19 protein-coding genes and 1 pseudogene are annotated in these 18,722 nt (G+C 53.3%); 1 reads left to right on the top strand and 19 read right to left on the bottom strand.

All coding sequences use genetic code 11. From position 1 onward, the window contains the following. The 13 genes and pseudogenes from INT19_RS19535 to INT19_RS14900 all read right to left on the bottom strand — a co-directional run. Nucleotides 1-249 (bottom strand): annotated as a pseudogene (locus INT19_RS19535) (iron transporter); the annotation flags it as partial. Then, entirely contained in the window at nucleotides 246-653 is a 408-nt protein-coding gene (locus INT19_RS14955) for an ExbD/TolR family protein (protein ID WP_038485222.1), read from the bottom strand. The pseudogene INT19_RS19535 and the gene INT19_RS14955, both read right to left, overlap by 4 nt. Further along, on the bottom strand, nucleotides 646-1,188 hold the full coding sequence (locus INT19_RS14950; protein WP_089037770.1) for a MotA/TolQ/ExbB proton channel family protein: 543 nt from the start codon (nucleotides 1,186-1,188) through the stop codon (nucleotides 646-648). The genes INT19_RS14955 and INT19_RS14950 overlap by 8 nt, the downstream gene beginning before the upstream one ends. A 1-nt stretch (nucleotide 1,189) precedes the next feature. Further along, nucleotides 1,190-2,560 carry a MotA/TolQ/ExbB proton channel family protein gene (locus tag INT19_RS14945; protein WP_193061342.1) on the bottom strand — a complete coding sequence of 457 codons (1,371 nt, stop codon included), beginning with the start codon at nucleotides 2,558-2,560 and terminating at the stop codon, nucleotides 1,190-1,192. Then, nucleotides 2,557-3,339, bottom strand: coding sequence for a DUF3450 domain-containing protein (locus tag INT19_RS14940; RefSeq protein ID WP_193061341.1), 783 nt, complete (start codon nucleotides 3,337-3,339; stop codon nucleotides 2,557-2,559). The genes INT19_RS14945 and INT19_RS14940 overlap by 4 nt, the downstream gene beginning before the upstream one ends. A gap of 230 nt (nucleotides 3,340-3,569) precedes the next feature. Further along, nucleotides 3,570-3,980, bottom strand: a complete 411-nt coding sequence (locus INT19_RS14935; protein WP_193061340.1) for an NUDIX hydrolase — start codon at nucleotides 3,978-3,980, stop codon at nucleotides 3,570-3,572. Nucleotides 3,981-4,038: 58 nt separating this feature from the next. Continuing rightward, complete coding sequence (gene nrdF, locus INT19_RS14930) at nucleotides 4,039-5,010, bottom strand: class 1b ribonucleoside-diphosphate reductase subunit beta (RefSeq protein ID WP_038485235.1); 972 nt, start codon at nucleotides 5,008-5,010, stop codon at nucleotides 4,039-4,041. 43 nt (nucleotides 5,011-5,053) lie between these two features. Beyond that, nucleotides 5,054-7,177: a class 1b ribonucleoside-diphosphate reductase subunit alpha gene (nrdE, locus tag INT19_RS14925; protein ID WP_193061387.1), complete on the bottom strand. Its 2,124-nt coding sequence runs from the start codon at nucleotides 7,175-7,177 to the stop codon at nucleotides 5,054-5,056. A 56-nt stretch (nucleotides 7,178-7,233) separates the two neighbouring features. Next, on the bottom strand, nucleotides 7,234-7,683 hold the full coding sequence (nrdI, locus tag INT19_RS14920) for a class Ib ribonucleoside-diphosphate reductase assembly flavoprotein NrdI (RefSeq protein WP_193061339.1): 450 nt from the start codon (nucleotides 7,681-7,683) through the stop codon (nucleotides 7,234-7,236). Between the two features lie 9 nt (nucleotides 7,684-7,692). After that, entirely contained in the window at nucleotides 7,693-7,914 is a 222-nt protein-coding gene (gene nrdH / locus INT19_RS14915) for a glutaredoxin-like protein NrdH (RefSeq protein WP_009722061.1), read from the bottom strand. Between the two features lie 374 nt (nucleotides 7,915-8,288). Beyond that, the gene (locus tag INT19_RS14910) at nucleotides 8,289-8,900 is read right to left on the bottom strand and encodes a superoxide dismutase (protein WP_193061338.1); all 612 of its coding nucleotides are present in this window, start codon (nucleotides 8,898-8,900) and stop codon (nucleotides 8,289-8,291) included. 232 nt (nucleotides 8,901-9,132) lie between these two features. Continuing rightward, nucleotides 9,133-10,059 (bottom strand): electron transfer flavoprotein subunit alpha/FixB family protein, encoded by a 927-nt coding sequence (locus INT19_RS14905; RefSeq protein ID WP_089037764.1) that lies wholly within the window; start codon nucleotides 10,057-10,059, stop codon nucleotides 9,133-9,135. A 14-nt stretch (nucleotides 10,060-10,073) separates the two neighbouring features. Further along, the gene (locus INT19_RS14900) at nucleotides 10,074-10,823 is read right to left on the bottom strand and encodes an electron transfer flavoprotein subunit beta/FixA family protein (protein ID WP_193061337.1); all 750 of its coding nucleotides are present in this window, start codon (nucleotides 10,821-10,823) and stop codon (nucleotides 10,074-10,076) included. 423 nt (nucleotides 10,824-11,246) lie between these two features. Here INT19_RS14900 and INT19_RS14895 point away from each other — a divergent pair, with 423 nt between their 5' ends. Beyond that, entirely contained in the window at nucleotides 11,247-12,911 is a 1,665-nt protein-coding gene (locus INT19_RS14895; protein ID WP_193061336.1) for an electron transfer flavoprotein-ubiquinone oxidoreductase, read from the top strand. Between the two features lie 50 nt (nucleotides 12,912-12,961). Here INT19_RS14895 and INT19_RS14890 read toward each other — a convergent pair whose 3' ends face one another. The 6 genes from INT19_RS14890 to tmk form a co-directional block, all read right to left on the bottom strand. Next, the gene (locus INT19_RS14890; protein WP_193061335.1) at nucleotides 12,962-15,169 is read right to left on the bottom strand and encodes an ATP-dependent helicase; all 2,208 of its coding nucleotides are present in this window, start codon (nucleotides 15,167-15,169) and stop codon (nucleotides 12,962-12,964) included. Beyond that, on the bottom strand, nucleotides 15,166-15,732 hold the full coding sequence (locus INT19_RS14885; RefSeq protein ID WP_193061334.1) for a DUF1285 domain-containing protein: 567 nt from the start codon (nucleotides 15,730-15,732) through the stop codon (nucleotides 15,166-15,168). The genes INT19_RS14890 and INT19_RS14885 overlap by 4 nt, the downstream gene beginning before the upstream one ends. A gap of 31 nt (nucleotides 15,733-15,763) precedes the next feature. Further along, a complete protein-coding gene (locus INT19_RS14880; protein WP_193061333.1) occupies nucleotides 15,764-16,597 on the bottom strand; it encodes a TatD family hydrolase in 834 nt (277 codons plus the stop codon). 76 nt (nucleotides 16,598-16,673) lie between these two features. Continuing rightward, a complete protein-coding gene (locus INT19_RS14875; RefSeq protein ID WP_089037759.1) occupies nucleotides 16,674-17,009 on the bottom strand; it encodes a PilZ domain-containing protein in 336 nt (111 codons plus the stop codon). A gap of 36 nt (nucleotides 17,010-17,045) precedes the next feature. After that, complete coding sequence (locus tag INT19_RS14870) at nucleotides 17,046-18,029, bottom strand: DNA polymerase III subunit delta' (RefSeq protein ID WP_193061332.1); 984 nt, start codon at nucleotides 18,027-18,029, stop codon at nucleotides 17,046-17,048. Beyond that, nucleotides 18,020-18,673, bottom strand: a complete 654-nt coding sequence (gene tmk, locus INT19_RS14865) for a dTMP kinase (protein WP_193061331.1) — start codon at nucleotides 18,671-18,673, stop codon at nucleotides 18,020-18,022. Before tmk ends, INT19_RS14870 begins: the two co-directional genes overlap by 10 nt. Nucleotides 18,674-18,722 lie beyond the last annotated feature (49 nt).

Raw genomic sequence — 18,722 nt, 5'->3', positions numbered from 1 at the left:
ACTCTCAGCGATAGGTGCCGGCGCTGGCATAGGCATCGGCGGCGGTGTTACTGGCGCTGCCTCTGAAGGCGCCGGCGGCGGTGCCTCCTGCTCTGGCGCCATCTCTGGCGCTTCTATCATGGTCATCGACATGGTCATGATCGGCGTCTCAGGCGAGCGCTCCGGGGGCGTTACCAGTAGCGCTAACATCCAAAACAAGCCAACGGCTAAGGCAATGCCGCCCAGTATCGAGAGGACATGACGAATCATGGTGCACTCCGGCTCGCTGCCACGGCGATCTGGTCAACACCCGCCTGCTTGAGGCGATCCATCACTTCAATCAACAAGCCAGTCGTGGATTCCCGATCGGCCTGGATAACAACGGAGCCATCATCACTCAACATGCCAGCGACCTGCTGGCCAATACGATGCACATCAACTGGCTTTCCATCGACCCAAACAGCCCCCTCCGGCGTCACAGCAATCAGCACCTGTGCATCGGGGCGCGGGCTTGCCGCTGCCGCTTCGGGGCGTTCAATCTCAACACCGCTCTCTTTAATGAAGCTGGTCGTCACAATAAAGAAGATCAGCATGATAAAGACAACGTCCAGCATCGGCGTTAGGTTAACTTCATTACTATCAGCCGTGGTGTCTATGGAACGGCGTCTACGCATCATTCTCCTCCAAGGCACGGGCTAAGCGGTCGTGTAACCGCTGGTCTTCGCGACGAATCACGTGCTCTAAACGACTAATAAACAGCAACCCCACCACAGCAATCGCCATGCCGGTTAGCGTGGGCAGCGTGGCACGGGCAACACCGTCGGCCATGGCCCGCGCCTGATGAGTATCACTAAGAGAAAGGCTATCGAACACGGTAATCATACCGGTGACAGTACCCAGTAAGCCTAGCAGTGGGCATAACGCTACAAGCAGTTTGATCCAGGGCAACGGGCGGCGTAGCTTAGCAACCAGCGCCTCTGTCCAGACATTGCGTAGCGTGCGTGCACTCCAGCTACGGTGGTCACTGCGTGCCGCCCAGCGACGAATCAGTTGGCGACGGGCACGCCGCCAACTAAAGCGGTAATACCACCAGCGCTCAATTGCCATCCCAAACACCAGCACGGCAACGAATGCCAGCACCACTAAAACGGCACCACCGGCATCAAGCAGCCGCTCAACGGGCTCAAGCCAAAGAGGTAACGTGGGCATATTAGGTCACCGCTTGCGCATTAGCCGTCGACTGCGCTTCAAGATGGTCAGCTAAGGTGGCACTGGCTTCACCTTCAATGGCCTGGGTAATCAAGCGACTCCGACTCGCCAAGGCCGTCTGAGCAAATAGTAGTGGCACGGCTGTTACAAGACCCAACACCGTTGTTACCAGCGCCTGGCTGATACCACCCGCCATTAGCTGCGGGTCGCCGGTACCAAACACGGTAATCGCCTGGAAGGTGACAATCATGCCGGTCACGGTACCCAGCAGACCCAGTAGCGGTGCAACGGCTGCCAGCAGCTTAACAATCGGCTGGCCACGCTCGATACGCGGCAGTTCAGCCAACACTGACTCATCTAACCTCGCCTCCAGTGCTTCCGGTGTTTGGTGCTTATCCAACTCCTGGAAACGCTGAAGCACGCGACCCAGCGGGTTATTAGCATTCGGTTGATCCAGCGTCTTACGCTGACGTCGCACCCGCGCACTGACGACGACCAGGTAAAGGTACTGCGCCAATGCCACTAATAGACCAAAACCACCCAGCGCTACCACGACGTAACCGACATAACCGCCCTGCTGGAATCGCTCCCAAAGACTTGGCTGCTGAGCAAGAGCTTGCAGCACGCTACCTTGGGTAGGATCAATGGCAAATACACGGCTTTCACCTTGATGATAGGCCGCCAGCACATCGCTGATTTCAGCAGGAGTATGCGGTACTTCCGCCAAGCCACCATCATCCTGGCCTTTGCTGAGCAACGCTGTGTCAGTAAACGCTGCAAAATCACCCAAGCGCACAACGCTTCTCGATTCAATCTCACCACTGGCATCGGCCACCGGTAATTCAAGGCGCTCGGCACGCCCAGTGCTCAGCGTTAGCATCGCTAAACTGTCCACGACAGTTTCGATTTGTTGACGCTCCAGCACCTCGATCTCATTAAGACGCGGTGGCAACGCATTAGCATCTAGCGTTAACCAGCTATCACCGCCTAGTTCGTTACGCACCTCTTCGCTGTGCCGTGACAGATCCGCCAGTAGCGAGGTGAGCGCTTCGCCCTGCTCTTCCTGGCGCGCGGCCAGCGCTTGAGCCTGTTGCGCTTGTTCCTGCTGCTGCGCGGCTAATGCGACTTGCTGTTCTTCTGCAGCTTGATGTTCAGCCCGCGCCTCTGCTAGCACTTCATCCAGCGCCTCTTGATCTTCAAGGAACGACTGCAAGCGCACTTGGTCACGCGCCTCAGCGGCTTCGCGAGCTTCACGTAACGAACCAACGCTGTCAGTTTGCGCCATTGCCATACTGCCGCCCAGAAGGCTGGCCAGTAATGCAAAACAGATGATGCTTCTGCGCGCGCCTCGCTGGCGTGTTAACAGACTCATTGCTGGCCCCCTGCGTGGTCATTAGCACTAATGGAAAGCGGTAGACGCAGCAGCTCTGGCGTGCGCTGATCGTCAGCAATACGTAGACCGTTACGCACCTCGCGGCGGGCGCTTTCATCAAGCGCCTGCCACTCACCGCTCGCCTTATCCCACACACCACCTTCTCGACCATCAGGGGTCAGGTAATAAAAGCCGATTCGGCCAATGCGCAAATAGTCCACTTCACGCGGATTACCTTCTGCTAATTGCAAACGACCACGCCAGCTATCCACTTCACGGCCATACGCTAACTCGGCACGCCAAGCTTCCAGCAAATTGGCAATCCGCGCCGCACTCTCTGACGGTTGCTGCTCAGCGGGTTGAACACGCGCTAAACGCTCGGTTTTCAGAAACGGCAGGTCAGACTCGATCCAACTGATTAGCTGCTCTGTCATGTCCTGCTCAACAGCAGGCAGCGCGGCGCGCGTGTCGCTTAACGTATCGAGCGCCTGGCCAAGGCGCTGCTGGCGCTCAGTTTCACTGGCCAGACGGCCACTTAAAGCAGCATTGGATGCTTCCATCTGGCGGGTTTCCCGCTCTAGGCGGCGCAGCTCTTCAATCGCTGAACGCGTAGCGTCATCAGCCTCATCAATTTGCTGCTGAAGTGCGGACTGCGCTTGCTGGGCCTCGACACTCTGGGCCGCTTGATCGACTGTCTCATCACTTGCCATTAGCGTACCGCTGACCAGCACTCCGGCAAGCCAGCCTCCATGCAAGGCAAAGAAAGGCCTTTTCAGCACGTTACGTCTCCGTTACTGATTAGCACGTCGCCATTAACGGCGCGCTAGAAACTCATTAGGTATAATGAACGATTTGCGTTTCGTTTAAGCAGTGCATAGCCTAACACTAATAGAATAAATGACAATATTTATCATTAGCATTCAATGGTGTTTCGCTGCTGACCGTCACTCCACCATAAAAAAAAGGGCGCCAAGTGGCGCCCTTCAGTAAAAACACAGGAAAAGCGTTTCTAAGCAGCAACCACAACATGCTGCTTGGTCAACGGCGCCAACGGCAGCTTTAATGCCTCTTCGCGGGTTACCCAAGTCGTTTCAGCAATCTCTGCCCCAGCATGGACAGGCTGATCAATCATCAGACTGAACAACTGCGCTTCAATAACTGTATCAGGCTCATTGGCTGCTAAAGCACGCTGCATGCCCAAAGGAAGTAGCTGATCACCTGTTATACGTAAGCCAATTTCTTCCTCTAACTCACGGCAGAGTGCCGCTATGGCTTCCTCTCCCAGCTCGATTTTACCGCCTGGCTGCATAAAAAAGCGCGTGCCCTGCTTGCGCACTAATAGCAAGCGCCCTGAAGAGTCGCTCACTACTGCCGCTGCTATTTTTAGCAAATTCTGCGCCTTATCAGTATTGCCTGGCACTGCTCCCTCCTTGCCTCATCAAGCTATCAACGACGTTGCAAAGCCGCCAACGATAAGCTTAAAACGCCCAGTCGTCGTCTTCGGTGGCAACAGCCTTACCAATCACATAGGAAGAACCAGAACCGGAGAAGAAGTCGTGGTTTTCATCCGCACTCGGCGAAAGCGCGGCCATAATGGTTGGGTCGACGTCGGTGACGCTGCTGGGGAACAACGGTTCAAACCCGAGGTTCATCAGCGCCTTGTTGGCGTTGTAGTGAAGGAATTTCTTCACGTCTTCCGTTAAGCCCACCTCATCATAGAGCGATTCGGTGTAGCGCACTTCGTTGTCGTAAAGTTCTAGCAGCAGCTCATAAGCGTAGTCTTTCACTTCTTGCTGGCGCTCGGGCGTGGCTTCTGCCAGCGCTTGCTGGAACTTGTAGCCAATGTAGTAGCCGTGCACGGCTTCATCGCGAATGATCAAACGAATCAGATCAGCCGTGTTAGTCAGCTTGGCGTGGCTCGACCAGTACATCGGCAGGTAGAACCCGGAATAGAACAGAAATGACTCAAGGAAGACGCTAGCCACTTTACGCATTAACGGATCGTCGGAGCGGTAACGCTCAAGAATCAATTCAGACTTCGCCTGCAGCGTCGGGTTTTCTTCACTCCAGCGAAACGCATCATCTACATCCCGCGTCGCGCACAGTGTTGAGAAAATCGAGCTGTAAGAGCGCGCATGCACCGACTCCATAAAGGCGATATTGGTGTAAACCGCCTCTTCATGGGGTGTGCGTGCATCTTCCATTAATACCGGCGCTCCCACGCTGCTCTGGATTGTATCGAGCAGCGTCAGGCCAGTGAACACACGAATCGTCAGCTGTTTTTCCTGCTGTGTCAGGGTGTTCCACGATTGAATATCGTTGGAGAGCGGCACTTTTTCTGGCAGCCAGAAATTGCTGGTCAGGCGGTTCCACACTTCCAGGTCTTTATCGTCCTGAAGGCGGTTCCAGTTGATCGCATCGACCCGCGATAAGCGTTGCATAGTGGTCATCAGAATTCTCTCACCAACATGATCTAATAAAAGCGATATACGATTACAGCGAGCAGGAGACGCAGCCTTCTACTTCCGTACCTTCAAGCGCGCTCTGGCGTAAACGGATGTAGTAAAGCGTCTTGATGCCCTTACGCCACGCGTAAATTTGCGCTTTGTTGATATCCCGCGTGGTGGCGGTATCAGGGAAGAACAGCGTCAACGACAGCCCCTGATCAACGTGTTTAGACGCTTCAGCATAGGTATCGATAATTTTCTCAGGGCCAATTTCATAGGCATCCTGGAAATAATCGAAGTTCGCCTCATTCAAGAATGGCGCTGGATAGTAAACACGCCCCAGCTTGCCTTCTTTACGGATCTCAATTCTCGCTGCCACCGGGTGAATACTCGAGGTGGAGTGGTTGATATATGAGATAGAACCCGTTGGCGGCACCGCCTGCAGGTTACGGTTATACAGCCCGTGCGCCATTACCGATGCCTTTAGCGCCTGCCACTCTTCCTGGGTAGGTAGTGCAATACCGCTACGCTCGAACAAATGACGCACTTTCTCAGTTTTCGGCAACCACGCTTGATCGGTGTACTTATCAAAGAAAGCGCCCGATGCGTAGGTGGAGTCTTCAAACCCTGCAAAGGCTTCGCCGTGTTCGATCGCCAGCTGGTTAGACGCACGAATCGCATGGAATGCCACACAGTAGAAGTAGAGATTGGTAAAGTCCAAGCCCTCTTCCGAACCATAATAAATGTGTTCGCGCGCCAGGAAACCGTGCAGGTTCATTTGCCCGAGGCCAATGGCGCGAGACTTGGCGTTACCTTCAGCAATGGAAGGTACACTGCGCAGGTTGCTCATCTCAGAAACCGCGGTCAAACCACGAATGGCAATCTCAACGCTGGTGCCAATATCGCCTGAGTCCATCACTTTAGCGATGTTCATCGAACCAAGGTTACAGGAGATGTCCTGACCGACCTGACGATAACCAAGATCGTCATCGTATTCGGTGGGCGTATTCACCTGGAGAATTTCAGAGCAAAGGTTGCTCATATTGATACGACCGGCAATCGGGTTCGCACGGTTAACCGTATCTTCAAACATGATGTACGGATAGCCCGATTCGAACTGTAGCTCGGCCAGGGTTTGGAAGAATGCACGTGCATTGATCTTGTGCTTACGAATACGCGCATCCGCGACCATTTCATGGTACTTCTCGGTCACGCTGATATCCCCAAACGGCACGCCATAAACCCGCTCAACATCGTAGGGCGAGAACAGGTACATATCGTCGTTGCGCTTGGCCAGCTCAAAGGTAATGTCCGGAATCGTTACGCCCAGCGACAGCGTTTTAATGCGGATTTTTTCATCGGCATTTTCACGTTTAGTGTCGAGAAAACTCAGAATATCCGGGTGGTGAGCATTTAAATAAACCGCACCTGCGCCCTGGCGCGCACCTAACTGATTAGCGTAGGAGAAGGCATCTTCCAGCAGTTTCATAATCGGGATAATACCCGAGGACTGGTTCTCGATACGCTTAATGGGTGCGCCGGACTCGCGGATATTAGTCAACAAGAAGGCAACACCGCCGCCGCGCTTAGAGAGCTGCAACGCGGAGTTAATCGAGCGACCAATCGACTCCATGTTGTCTTCAATACGCAGCAGGAAGCAGGAAACCAGCTCACCGCGCTGCTGTTTACCACAGTTCAGGAAAGTCGGCGTAGCTGGCTGAAAACGGCCGCTAATAACTTCATCAACCAGTGACTTAGCCAATGCCTCATCGCCACGCGCCAGCGTCAACGCCACCATGCAGACACGGTCTTCATAGCGCTCAAGGTAACGCTTACCGTCGAACGTTTTCAGCGTGTAGCTGGTGTAATACTTGAAAGCGCCCAAGAAGCTCGGAAAACGGAATTTATAGGCGTATGCCTGCTCAAACAGCGCCTTAATAAAGGCAAAGCTGTACTGGGCCAGCATTTCTGCCTCGTAGTACTGCTCTTCCACTAGGTAATCGAGCTTCTCTTCCAACGAGTGGAAGAACACGGTGTTTTGATTAACGTGCTGCAGGAAATACTGGCGGGCGGCTTCGCGATCTTTATCGAGCTGCAATTCACCGTTGGCACCGTATAGATTCAACATCGCGTTCAGCGCATGGTAATCCAGGGTACGCGCCTCGGACACCCCCGCAGTAGGCCGTTTTGTTTCTGCCGAGTTTTTTGTAGCGCCATTGTTAGCGGCTACGTTGCTAGAGACTGAGCTTGACGTTTCCAAAACTCTTCTACTCCTTTGCGGACCTTGGCGACATCGTCGTCAGTGCCAAACAGTTCAAATCGATAAAGCAGCGGCACTTGGCACTTTTGAGCAATAATTCGCCCTGCCAATCCGTATGCCTCACCAAAATTCGTATTACCAGCGGCAATAACACCTCTAAGGAGGTGCCGATTGTGCTCATCATTTAAAAATCGAATCACCTGCCCCGGCACTGCCCCTTCGGCATAGCCGCCACCATAGGTAGGTGTCACTAATATGTAGGGCTGCTCTACGCGTGGCGTTGGTTCTTCACGGTTTAGTGGCAGCCGCTGGGCGCTTAAGCCAAGCTTTTGTATAAAACGGTGGGTATTGCCTGACTTAGTTGAAAAATAAACTAACGAACGATTACGCCCAGCTTTCACATCAGCGTTTTGCATAGCGACGTTTTACGCTAGTGCTTGAATGCGGTCAGGACGAAAACCAGACCAATGATCCTCACCCGCAACCACGACGGGTAACTGACGATAACCCAGCGCTTCCACTTCCTCCTGGGCACCGCTTTCAGCAGTGATATCGATAACGGTATATTCTAGGCCCTGCTTATCCAGTGCACGGTAGGTAGCAGTGCATTGAACACAAGCAGGCTTGCTATAAATTTGGATATCCATGGCTATTTTTTCCTTTTCATAGCGGTGTTTTTCGGGTAGAGCACATCTTGTGCTCGCCCTCTCTGGAAGACACAACGCATACTATATATAGACCATGAGAAAATCAATTAAAGCATATATGGTATTTTTTCATCCACAGGTTATTGACAGCTCGCACCCAATATCATACCCAGCAGCCTCTCAATAGCCGCCTAAAACGCGCTTCCCCGAACCACCCCAGGCACGCTCTCAATAGCCCTCATTAGGGTCATCACAAGAGCTATTTCAGAAACAGCTAAACCTTCTCCCAAAAACAAAAAAAACCGCTTCCCAATGGAAGCGGTTTTTTTTCCAAGGCGCCAACTAGCTTGGCGCCTTTCTCACAGCGCGTGAGTTTAGGCGATAGCCGCCTGATAACGACGCTCAACATCTTCCCAATTAACGACGTTAAAAAAGGCTGCTACGTAATCAGGACGCTTGTTCTGGAACTTCAGGTAGTATGCGTGCTCCCAAACATCCAGAACCGATACCGGCGTATTGCCATGCATTAGCGGGCTATCTTGGTTCAGGGTGTTTTCAACAACCAGCTTTTTCTCAGGTGTCACGGAGAGCCATGCCCAACCGCTACCAAAGCGACCCAGCGCTGCTGCCTTGAACGCTTCCTTGAACGCGTCAAGACCGCCTAGCTCGGCTTCAATCGCTTTTGCTACATCACCCTGAGGCTGGCCGCCGCCATTAGGTGACATCATTTGCCAGAACATAGAGTGGTTGGCATGGCCGCCGCCGTGATTAATAACGGCTTGACGCTTCTCTTCAGGTACACGATCAAGATTGGCAACCAGCTCTTCTACCGGCACGTCTTCAAGGCCCGTGCCTTCAAGCGCAGCATTCAAACTAGTGACGTAAGTGTTGTGGTGACGAGAGTGGTGAATCTCCATCGTCATCGCATCGATATGCGGCTCAAGTGCGTCATAAGCGTACGGTAATTCTGGAAGTGTATGTGCCATGCTAACTTCTCCTTAAGTGGCTTTTGTTACGTTCACATAACTAAGTGTGGTCTTACCCCACCTTTTTCAACCATCACGGCTATAATTAATTACCGTGAGTAGCGATTATTGATAACCGATACATTTTATACCCCAGTACCTTAGTCAACTATTGGCAGTTTATCGAATTCATCGCCAATAAAAAAGCCGACTTCTGGTGAAGTCGGCTTTTAGCCAGTTTAGATTCAGTGGCTTATAGCTTGCTTTCAAGCTCCGGCAGAACCTCGAAGAGATCACCCACCAAGCCGTAATCGGCGACTTGGAAGATTGGCGCTTCTTCGTCTTTGTTGATCGCAACAATGACTTTGGAGTCTTTCATGCCCGCCAAGTGCTGAATAGCGCCAGAAATACCCACGGCAATATACAGCTCAGGGGCCACAATCTTACCGGTTTGGCCAACCTGCATATCATTGGGCACAAAGCCTGCGTCTACGGCCGCTCGTGATGCACCAATGGCAGCACCCAGCTTGTCAGCGATGCCGTCAAGCAGCTTAAAGTTTTCGCCGTTGCCCATACCACGACCACCAGACACCACGACTTTAGCACCGCCAAGTTCCGGACGATCGGATTGCGCCAGCTCTTGCTTAACAAAGCTAGACTGACCATTTTCGACCACTACGTCTACCGCTTCTACAGAGGCGCTACCCGTGCTCTCGACCGCATCAAACGCAGTGGTACGCACGGTCATCACTTTCAGTGCGTCGTCGCTTTTTACTGTGGCGATGGCGTTGCCCGCATAAATGGGGCGCAGGAAAGTGTCAGCACTTTCAACGCCAATCACGTCGGACAGCTGGCTAACATCTTTTAAGGCAGCCAAACGCGGCAGTACGTTTTTGCCGGTGGTAGAGGCGCTAGCCAACACGTGGGTATAGTCGCCAGCCAATTCAACCAATAGCGCGCCCATTGGCTCGGCAAGCTGATGGGCGTAAACAGCGTTATCGGCAACGCGAACTTTATTGACGCCTTCAAGCTTTGCAGCAGCATCAGCCGCCGCCTGAACGCCTTCACCGGCCACCAGCACGTCAATGTCACCACCAATCGCCTTGGCAGCAGCAACTACGTGAGCGGTTGCGCCCGCTAACTGACCTTCATGAAGGTCGGCAAGTACCAGAATGCTCATGAGATCAGCTCCTATTAAAGCACTTTGGCTTCGTTTTTCAGTTTGTCGATCAATTCATCTACCGAGGCGACTTTAACACCACCTTTGCGCTCTGCCGGGGACTCCACTTTGAGCAAGCTAACCTTAGAGGCCACTTCAACCCCGTAATCAGCGGGCGTTTTGGTATCCAGCGGCTTCTTCTTAGCCTTCATGATGTCGGGCAGCTTCGCGTAACGCGGCTCGTTCAAACGCAAATCGGTGGTAACGATAGCGGGCAGAGAAAGCGCTACGGTTTGCAGACCACCATCGATCTCGCGAGTAACATTCACCTTGTCACCGTCAACAGCAACCTCAGAGGCAAAAGTACCTTGGGGTAGATTGGTCAACGCGGCCAGCATTTGCCCCGTTTGATTGTTGTCGGTATCGATGGCCTGCTTACCAAAAATCACTAAGCCAGGTTGCTCTTCGTCAACAACCTTAGCTAGCAACTTAGCCACCGCAAGCGACTCAACGCGCTCGTCGGTTTCAATATGAATAGCACGGTCTGCCCCAAGCGCTAGCGCGGTGCGCAACTGCTCTTGAGCCGCCTTGGGGCCAACGGTAACGGCCACGACTTCTGTCGCAACACCTTTCTCTTTGAGGCGCACCGCTTCTTCTACGGCAATTTCGCAGAAGGGGTTCATCGCCATTTTGACGTTGGTAAGATCAACGTCAGAGTTGTCCGCTTTCACGCGGATTTTGACGTTATAGTCGATGACGCGTTTAACCGCGACGAGTACTTTCATAGATTCCTCGCTTGGCTTGTGATGGAAGCCGTTAGCTTGTCTCAGCATCGTACCAACTGATGCTTCTAAAATAGGGGCGACGTGTATTTAAATACGCCACCTTAAAAAATTCATGCAAGCGTTTGATAGGTCTGTAAATGAAAAACCCTATCAATTTGCCACAACCTAGTGACTAGCGACAACACCGATTAACTACGGCCTTGGTCGTAGCAGCGATGTAAACTCCATGGATAAATGGTGCTTTTGCCATCGTAGGGGTGACCTTACAGGGGTATTATGCCTATCATGGGGCATAACCAGAAGCAAACGACCGTTTAAAATTAAGGCCATCTTTTTATAAGCTAGTTCTCATAACGCTCATTTGACGTTTGTACAGGCTAGTTTTGGTAAATAATGGCTCTTATGAGAATAAGGAGAAGCCGGGTGGAAAATGTTGAACGCGATGTCATGGACTTCGATGTAGTCATTGTCGGGGCTGGCCCCTCTGGTCTAGCTTCCGCTTGCCGTCTGATGCAACAGGCAAATCAAGCGGAACAAGAGTTGACGGTTTGTGTCGTCGAAAAAGGCTCCGAAGTCGGCGCCCATATCCTTTCTGGTGCTGTCTTTGAGCCCCGCGCACTGGCAGAGCTATTTCCTGATTGGGAAGAGCGCGGCGCACCGCTTAACACACCTGCCGTTCGTGACGATGTTTATCTATTAAAAGATGCTCAAAAAGCGCAAAAAATCCCTAATGCGCTAGTGCCAAAAAGCATGCATAACACTGGCGGCGAGCTTAATCGCTATGTGATTAGCGCAGGCAACCTATGCCGCTGGTTGGCAGAGCAAGCCGAGTCCCTTGGGGTGGAAATATTCCCTGGTTTTGCTGCCCAGGACGTGATTATCGAAGATGATGCAGTACGCGGCATCCTCATTGGTGACATGGGTGTTAGCGCAGATGGCACTCCTAAAGATGGCCATATGCCAGGCATGGAGCTGCGCGCGAAATACACACTATTTGCCGAAGGTGCCCGCGGCCACTTGGGTAAACGGTTAATCAAAGAGTTCTCACTAGATGCTGGTCGTGACCCACAGCACTATGGGATTGGCTTGAAAGAACTGTGGGATGTTCCCGCCGACAAACACGAACCCGGACTTGTGCTTCACGGCTCGGGCTGGCCGCTTGAAAAAGACACTCACGGCGGCTGGTTCCTTTACCACGCGGAAAATCAGCAGGTCGTCGTTGGCCTCATTATGGATCTTGGTTATAAGAACCCCTGGCTGTCACCTTTTGATGAATTCCAGCGTATGAAGCATCACCCGGTGCTTAGCCAATATTTAGAAGGCGGCAAACGCGTTGCTTATGGTGCGCGCGCCATTACCAAAGGCGGTTTTAACTGCCTACCGAAAATGACGTTCCCGGGTGGCCTGTTGATTGGCTGCGATGCGGGCACGCTGAACTTTGCCAAAATCAAAGGCCTGCACACAGCAATGAAATCTGGCATGGTCGCTGCAGAAAGCGTCTTTGAAGCCATTAAGGGGGGTGATGAAGGTGCTCAGGAGCTGGCTAGCTTCACTGAGAAATGGCAGGCTAGCTGGGCCTATGAAGAGCTGAAAGAGAGCGCGAGCTTTGGCCCTGCTATGCATAAATATGGCACGGTAGGCGGCGGTGCTTACAACTTCGTCAATCAACTGCTGGGCAATAAGCTACCCAATGTTCATGACACCACCACCGACCACGGCGTGCTGAAGCCTGCTGCTGAGTTCGAAAAAATTACTTATCCGAAGCCCGATGGCAAATTGTCGTTTGATAAATCGACTTCCGTCTTTTTGTCCAACACCAACCACGAAGAAGACCAGCCCTGCCATCTGCGCCTAGCAGATCCAGAGCTGCCGATTCGCGACAACCTGCCAACCTATGCAGAACCGGCCCAACGCTACTGCCCTGCGGGGGTTTATGAAGTGGTGGAAGATGATCAAGGCAAGCCACGCTTCCAGATCAACTTTCAGAACTGCGTGCACTGCAAAACCTGCGATATTAAAGACCCTGCCCAAAATATTACCTGGGTAGCACCAGAAGGCGGCGGCGGGCCTAACTATCCCAATATGTAACCATCCGACTATGTAATCCGCATCACTAGAGTGCCATACGGCGCGGCCAGTTACGCTGGCTGCGCCGGTGGCTCTAAGCACTCAATCGGCGCGCGTCGAGCAATGAGACGACGCCGGCCAGCCTGTGCAAAGCGCACATCGATGACAGGATCGGAGGGGTTACCTTCTACCGAGGCCACCTCCCCTTCTCCAAACACGGCATGCATCAAGCGTTGTCCTGGGTAAAAGTGTGCATCAGCCTGATAACCTGCCGCTGCCTCATTGATCTGCGGCGCTGCCAGCTCAATATCCGTTCGCCCTAAGCGCTCAAGATAGCGCTTCACCAAGCTCGGCGATGTTACCTGCACAGCCGTTGCGGGTGTATCTTGGCGCGACAAACATGACGCTACCCGCAAACTATCCTGCCAGGCGCTTTCCGCAATAAAGCGACTAGGCCGATGAACACCCCCATCATGCAGCACCAGCAGTTGCTCTTGAGCGCGTGTAATCGCCACGTAAAACAGTCGTCGCTCTTCTTCTAACCTCTCATCATTGAGCGGATTGTCTCGACTGTAGTGCGGAAAGTCCTCTTCGTTCACTCCGGCAACGGCGACCAACGGCCACTCCAGACCTTTCGCTCCGTGAACCGTGCTAATCAGAACACCGCCAGCCTGGTTCTCCACCGGACGCTCGAGCAGTTCGATAAACGCATCTGGATCTTTCACGCTATCGGCCTGCTCGATAAGCACATCCAATAGACGAACGTCCTCTTCGCCCTTATCGCGCCTTGCCGCTGCTCGCTTCAAGGTTTTTTCCGCTTCGATCGTTTCCACCACATGACTCAGCAGCTTTGCAGGCGGCCAACCACTTAATTTGGGCAGCTCACATAGCAGCGCCCAGCGTTTTTTAAGCGTGCGGCGCTGCAGCGGCTTTAGAGAGGTTAGTACCGGCTCGTGGCGTTCAGGCCAGCGTTGGGTGCTGGCCAGCTGATAGGCAAGCTGCTGAAGCCGCTCACGGGCAACAAAAGGCGTTGGCTGAGAGAGCAAAAGCAAGAGTTGCTCTGGGTCGTGCAGCAGCTCTGGCTGGCGAGACAGTTTCAAATAGCCAGCCAATGCCTGCACGAGAGGGAGTCGGAAAACGAAACGATCTTCTCGTTGAAGACGAAATGGAATACCTGCCTGCAGTAACGCCAACTGAAATGGCACCGAAAGCGCCCAACTACGAACCAGCAAACTAACATCGCTCAACGCGCGCCCCTGCGCTTGCCAATCGACTAAGGCATCAAGCAGCAGTCGGCAGCCCTGGCCGACAGATATATGGGTCTCAGGATTATTAGCATCCGCCAAACAGAGCTGGTCTGGTCGGCGCTGATTAGCCATGATGGCATGGTTTGCGGTCAGCGCCAGCGCGTGGCCATGACGAAACGTGATAGAGAGCGGGTAGTTTGTGGCGCTGCCAAACGTGGCGGTAAAGTTTTCCAGCATGGTGTCAGGGCGTGCGCCCCGCCATTCGTAGATGCACTGATTCGCATCACCTACCGCCATCACATTGGCGCTGGAGCCCGCCAACACCGCCAGCAACCGCTGCTGGGCAGTATTAATATCCTGGTATTCATCAATGATCACATGATCAAGAAAACCTTCCACACGACTGCGCAAGGTCTGTTCGGCTTCTAACACTTGCAGGGGCCGATAGAGCAAGTCAGCGTAGGTCATGACGCCTTCAACGTGCAGCAGCCGTTCAGCTTCATCAAATGCGCTGGGAAAGTAGTCAGTATCCGGCTCGTAATTAAGACGCTTGTAAAGTACATCAGCCGATAGCATTTCCGCTTTTACCAGCCCACAGAAGTGAGCAAGCGCTTCTAATCGATCACCTTCGATAGCCGCATCGCGACGCTCAACGGCATCGTGAAGCACATTCAGGCTTGCCTGACGTAACAGGCGCTCTAGCTGCCAATCAGCAGACAGCAGGCGTCTCGGTGCAAGCGCCCCCCAGCGACACAGACTCTGCGTCAACCGATGACCAAGGGAGTGAAAGGTGCGCACATCTGGCAATGGTTGCCCTTGAGGCGCCATGCTGATCAGGCGGCGTTGAAAATCGTCTCGGGCTGAGCGGTTAAACATCAGCACCAGCATACGCTTCGGCGATACACCAGACGCCAACAGGTGGAGCACCCTTGCCGCCATGGTGGTGGTCTTACCCGCCCCTGCAACAGCAGCTACGCGGGCATGCCCCTCGCGATGCTGGACAACGGCTTGCTGTTCAGCGGTTAACTTCACGTCACCTCGCCTGGCATCGCATCATTGGCATTAAACTGACCTAAGACATACCAAGATCCTGCGCTGTAGAGTCGGCATTGGCATTCGCCGTCGTCTGCCTCGCTCAGCGTGGCCTGCTCTACCAATCGATAATACACATTGCGATGCAAACGAGCCGCTAGCCCAAAGCGCACGATACACTCAGGGGCAAGGACACCCTCAGGCGTTTTGGAGAGACTAAGCGGATGCTCTGCATCCACACGCACAACGTCATCGAATTGGGTCGTCAGCCACCAGGCATCATCGTGAAAATCTGCTTCTACCGCCACGAACGGGCAGTCAACCACGGTGACACGCCAACGCTCAACAGGCGTTACCAGGCAATAGCCATCGGCATCGCGGCGTAATAGGCTCGCTAACAACCGTGGTATGGCAAGGCGCTCAAACGGCTTTCCTTCATGCAGCCACGTGCCATCAGCCTGAATAACGATATCAATATCGCCACTAAGTGCTGGCTGCCACTGATCAACGGGGGGAATCGTCGCCGAACCGTTAAATTGCTGCATAAGCCGATCAATATTCATCGCTTACCTCCCAGGCTGTGCTTACAGCCACTTATACCACTAAACCGGACTGCGCCAACGCTTGCTTTACGTTATCAGGTGCATCGGGCACGGCAGCGCGGAACAGATGATAAAAATTGGCGGTGGTTTGCATCGCCACTTCATCAACGCTGATCCCTCGTTCTTTAGCGATACACTCTGCCACCTCAACCACCCAAGCGGGTTCGTTGGGCTTGCCACGATAAGGAACAGGCGCCAAATAAGGGCTATCGGTTTCAATCAGCAGCCGGTCAAGCGGCAGTTTTCTGGCCAGCTCTCTAAGCGACGCAGCATTGCGGAAGGTAATAATACCCGATAGCGAGATATAGAACCCAAGCCGCACAGCTTCACGCGCCATGTCTAAATCTTCAGTAAAGCAGTGCAATACGCCACCTACCTCTGGATTAGTGTGCTCACGCAGCAATGCTAAGGTGTCTTCTTTCGCTTCACGGGTATGAATAATTACCGGCAGCTCTAGCTCATTGGCCGCAATTAAATGGCGCTTAAATCGCTCGCTCTGGACCTCTACGGGCACGCTGTCCTGATAGTGATAATCCAGCCCTGTTTCACCGATGGCGACGGCATCGTACTGCTCAGCAGCATCAACAATATCGCTGACGCTTGGCTCTTTCGGAGCCTGATGAAGTGGATGCAGTCCCGCCGAAATAACCACGTCGTGGTGCTCACGAGCGATTGCCGCCAACCCCGGCATCTCCTCAAGCGTCACCGCAACAGCTAAGAACTGGCTCACATTAGCAGCACGAGCAGCCGCCAGCGTTGCGGCAATATCACCGTCGTGGGTTAGCTCAGATAAACGGTCTAAATGGCAGTGGGAATCAACAAACATGCAGCTCTCTTAAATTCTCGTAAACAGGTGAAGGGCAGGCTTTGTTCAGTGTTATTGCGGTGCTAACTCGCGGCTATCAAAGCGTAAAGGACGGAGGTGCTTTATCTAATTGGCCAGCCAACAACGTTTCAATGCGATCACGTACTGAGTAGTCCTGCTGGCTGAAATGTACCCCAATACCTGGCATTCGCTGTCCACTCACGCCCTCAGGAGAAATCCAAACAACATGGCCGGAGATAGAAAGACGTTCACTCTCTCCTGGCAGGGTCAGCAATAGATAAACCTGCTGTCCAAGTCGATAGAGCGCTTTAGTCGGGACAAAAATACCGCCTCTATCTAGAAAAGGCATATACGCGGAAAGTAACGTCGGTATATCCGGCATTGTCAAAGAAAGCGCTTTTTGAACCGTCATAACAGCCTCCTTGGCAACAACCCTATGGCAACAACGTTAGGAGCGTAACAGCGCCGACCAGCGCACCAGCCACGCTTCAAGCACTAGCTGAGGGTTTGGGTTAGCGCCGACTGCGAATAAACGGCGCTGCTCTCGGGCATAATCCAGTAATCGGAACCAATCCTGCACCCGTCCATTTTTCATCGCTTGACGGTATAACGGCTCTAAATCGGGGTTATGCAGCACCGAGGTTTCGCCAGACAAACCCAGCCGGATCAAGTCTTCAAGCCAAGCAATACCGTACCACAAGATGGCATCAATGGCCTGACGATCAAGCCTAGCAGCCTCTGAAACAGGCTCAGCACCACGCACTAACTGCTCGAAACTGTCATGTATTTGATGGCGAAGTGCGCGCTCCTCAGGCGTTGCCAACTCCACTGCAAGCAGCGGCAAGCCACCCGACACTCGCCACCAAAAATGTGCTTCGTCGCTGCCAAGTTTTTCAGTCAACCAGCCTTGGCAATCCTCAAAGGGAACACTGGCTAATGGCCACTGCTGACAGCGGGAGCGAATCGTGGGTAGCGTTCGCGAAGGCACGTCAGACAGCAGAATAAATAGCGTTTTATCGCCGGGCTCTTCAAGGCTTTTGAGCAGTGCGTTTGCCGCTGCAATATTCATTGCTTCCGCGGGGGAGATCACGATCACACGATAACCCCCCTGCTGCGCGGTTTGCGAAACAAAGCGGTTTACATCACGTATGGGATCAATGCGAATCTGGCGCTTACCCTCTTCTGGAGAAATGCGCATCAAGTCGGGGTGGTAGCCTGAAGCCAGCATGGCACAGCTATGACAATGACCGCAGGCTAGCTCGCCAGGTTGTGCGCATAACGTTCGTGCGATCAACGCTTCCGCCAACTGCTGCTTGCCAACTCCGTGAGCACCGCTGATTAATAGCGCATGCGGCAGTCGTCCTTCATTGGAAAGGCGAATCAACTGCTGCCACGTAGACTGATGCCAAGGCAGCACTCCCGTTATTGCCATATAGCCACTCGCTCTTCTAGCGCTTGAGCTAGAGACGCTTGCACTTGATCAAGCGCTTGCCCCGCATCAACAATTGCGAAGCGCTGGGGGGCGGCAGCGGCGCGCGCTAAGTAAGCCCGCCGCACTGCTTCGAAAAAGGTTATTTGCTCTTGTTCAAAGCGATCACGCTGCGTTTGCTGGTCTCTTAAACGCCCTTCAAGACGCTCTTTCGCAGCATCGGGTGACATATCTAGTAGCAGGGTTAGATCTGGGGAGAGGCCTTTTTGCACAAACTGTTCCAGTTGAGCAATCCGATCTGTCTCAATACCGCGGCCACCGCCCTGGTAAGCAAAGGTAGCGTCGGTAAAACGATCACAGATCACCCAGGCACCGCGCTCAAGGGCTGGCACTATTTTTTGCGCTAGATGCTGGGCTCGCGCGGCAAACATTAATAGTAATTCGGCATCGCTGTGCAAGGGCTCATCGAAAGAGGGATCAAGCAGCAATCCTCGAATCGCTTCAGCGCGCGGCGTCCCCCCAGGCTCACGGGTTCGCACAACCTCTATCCCGCGCTCTTGTAGCCATGTCTCTACAAACGCCACGTTAGTAGATTTTCCGACTCCCTCACCACCCTCAAGGGTGATGAAGCGTCCGCGCTTGCTCATTGAAGCCCCTTACTCAGTAAATTCGAAAAAAACACATCGCACTTAAACA

Origin of the sequence: Halomonas sp. 3A7M (genome assembly GCF_014897875.1) — a bacterium.
GTDB lineage: Bacteria > Pseudomonadota > Gammaproteobacteria > Pseudomonadales > Halomonadaceae > Vreelandella.
The sequence above is the reverse complement of the archived record's forward strand: the minus strand, read 5'-3'. Positions and strand labels throughout refer to the sequence as shown.

Excerpts from the sequence above, each read along its gene's own strand:
- nrdI (WP_193061339.1), bottom strand. The coding sequence starts at position 7,683 with ATGCAAAACGCTGATGTGAAAGCTGGGCGTAATCGTTCGTTAGTTTAT.
- INT19_RS14955 (WP_038485222.1), bottom strand. The coding sequence starts at position 653 with ATGCGTAGACGCCGTTCCATAGACACCACGGCTGATAGTAATGAAGTT.
- nrdF (WP_038485235.1), bottom strand. The coding sequence starts at position 5,010 with ATGACCACTATGCAACGCTTATCGCGGGTCGATGCGATCAACTGGAAC.
- INT19_RS14945 (WP_193061342.1), bottom strand. The coding sequence starts at position 2,560 with ATGAGTCTGTTAACACGCCAGCGAGGCGCGCGCAGAAGCATCATCTGT.
- INT19_RS14885 (WP_193061334.1), bottom strand. The coding sequence starts at position 15,732 with ATGAATATTGATCGGCTTATGCAGCAATTTAACGGTTCGGCGACGATT.
- INT19_RS14950 (WP_089037770.1), bottom strand. The coding sequence starts at position 1,188 with ATGCCCACGTTACCTCTTTGGCTTGAGCCCGTTGAGCGGCTGCTTGAT.
- INT19_RS14875 (WP_089037759.1), bottom strand. The coding sequence starts at position 17,009 with ATGACGGTTCAAAAAGCGCTTTCTTTGACAATGCCGGATATACCGACG.
- INT19_RS14870 (WP_193061332.1), bottom strand. The coding sequence starts at position 18,029 with ATGGCAATAACGGGAGTGCTGCCTTGGCATCAGTCTACGTGGCAGCAG.
- nrdH (WP_009722061.1), bottom strand. The coding sequence starts at position 7,914 with ATGGATATCCAAATTTATAGCAAGCCTGCTTGTGTTCAATGCACTGCT.
- INT19_RS14900 (WP_193061337.1), bottom strand. The coding sequence starts at position 10,823 with ATGAAAGTACTCGTCGCGGTTAAACGCGTCATCGACTATAACGTCAAA.
- INT19_RS14910 (WP_193061338.1), bottom strand. The coding sequence starts at position 8,900 with ATGGCACATACACTTCCAGAATTACCGTACGCTTATGACGCACTTGAG.
- INT19_RS14905 (WP_089037764.1), bottom strand. The coding sequence starts at position 10,059 with ATGAGCATTCTGGTACTTGCCGACCTTCATGAAGGTCAGTTAGCGGGC.
- INT19_RS14880 (WP_193061333.1), bottom strand. The coding sequence starts at position 16,597 with ATGTTTGTTGATTCCCACTGCCATTTAGACCGTTTATCTGAGCTAACC.
- tmk (WP_193061331.1), bottom strand. The coding sequence starts at position 18,673 with ATGAGCAAGCGCGGACGCTTCATCACCCTTGAGGGTGGTGAGGGAGTC.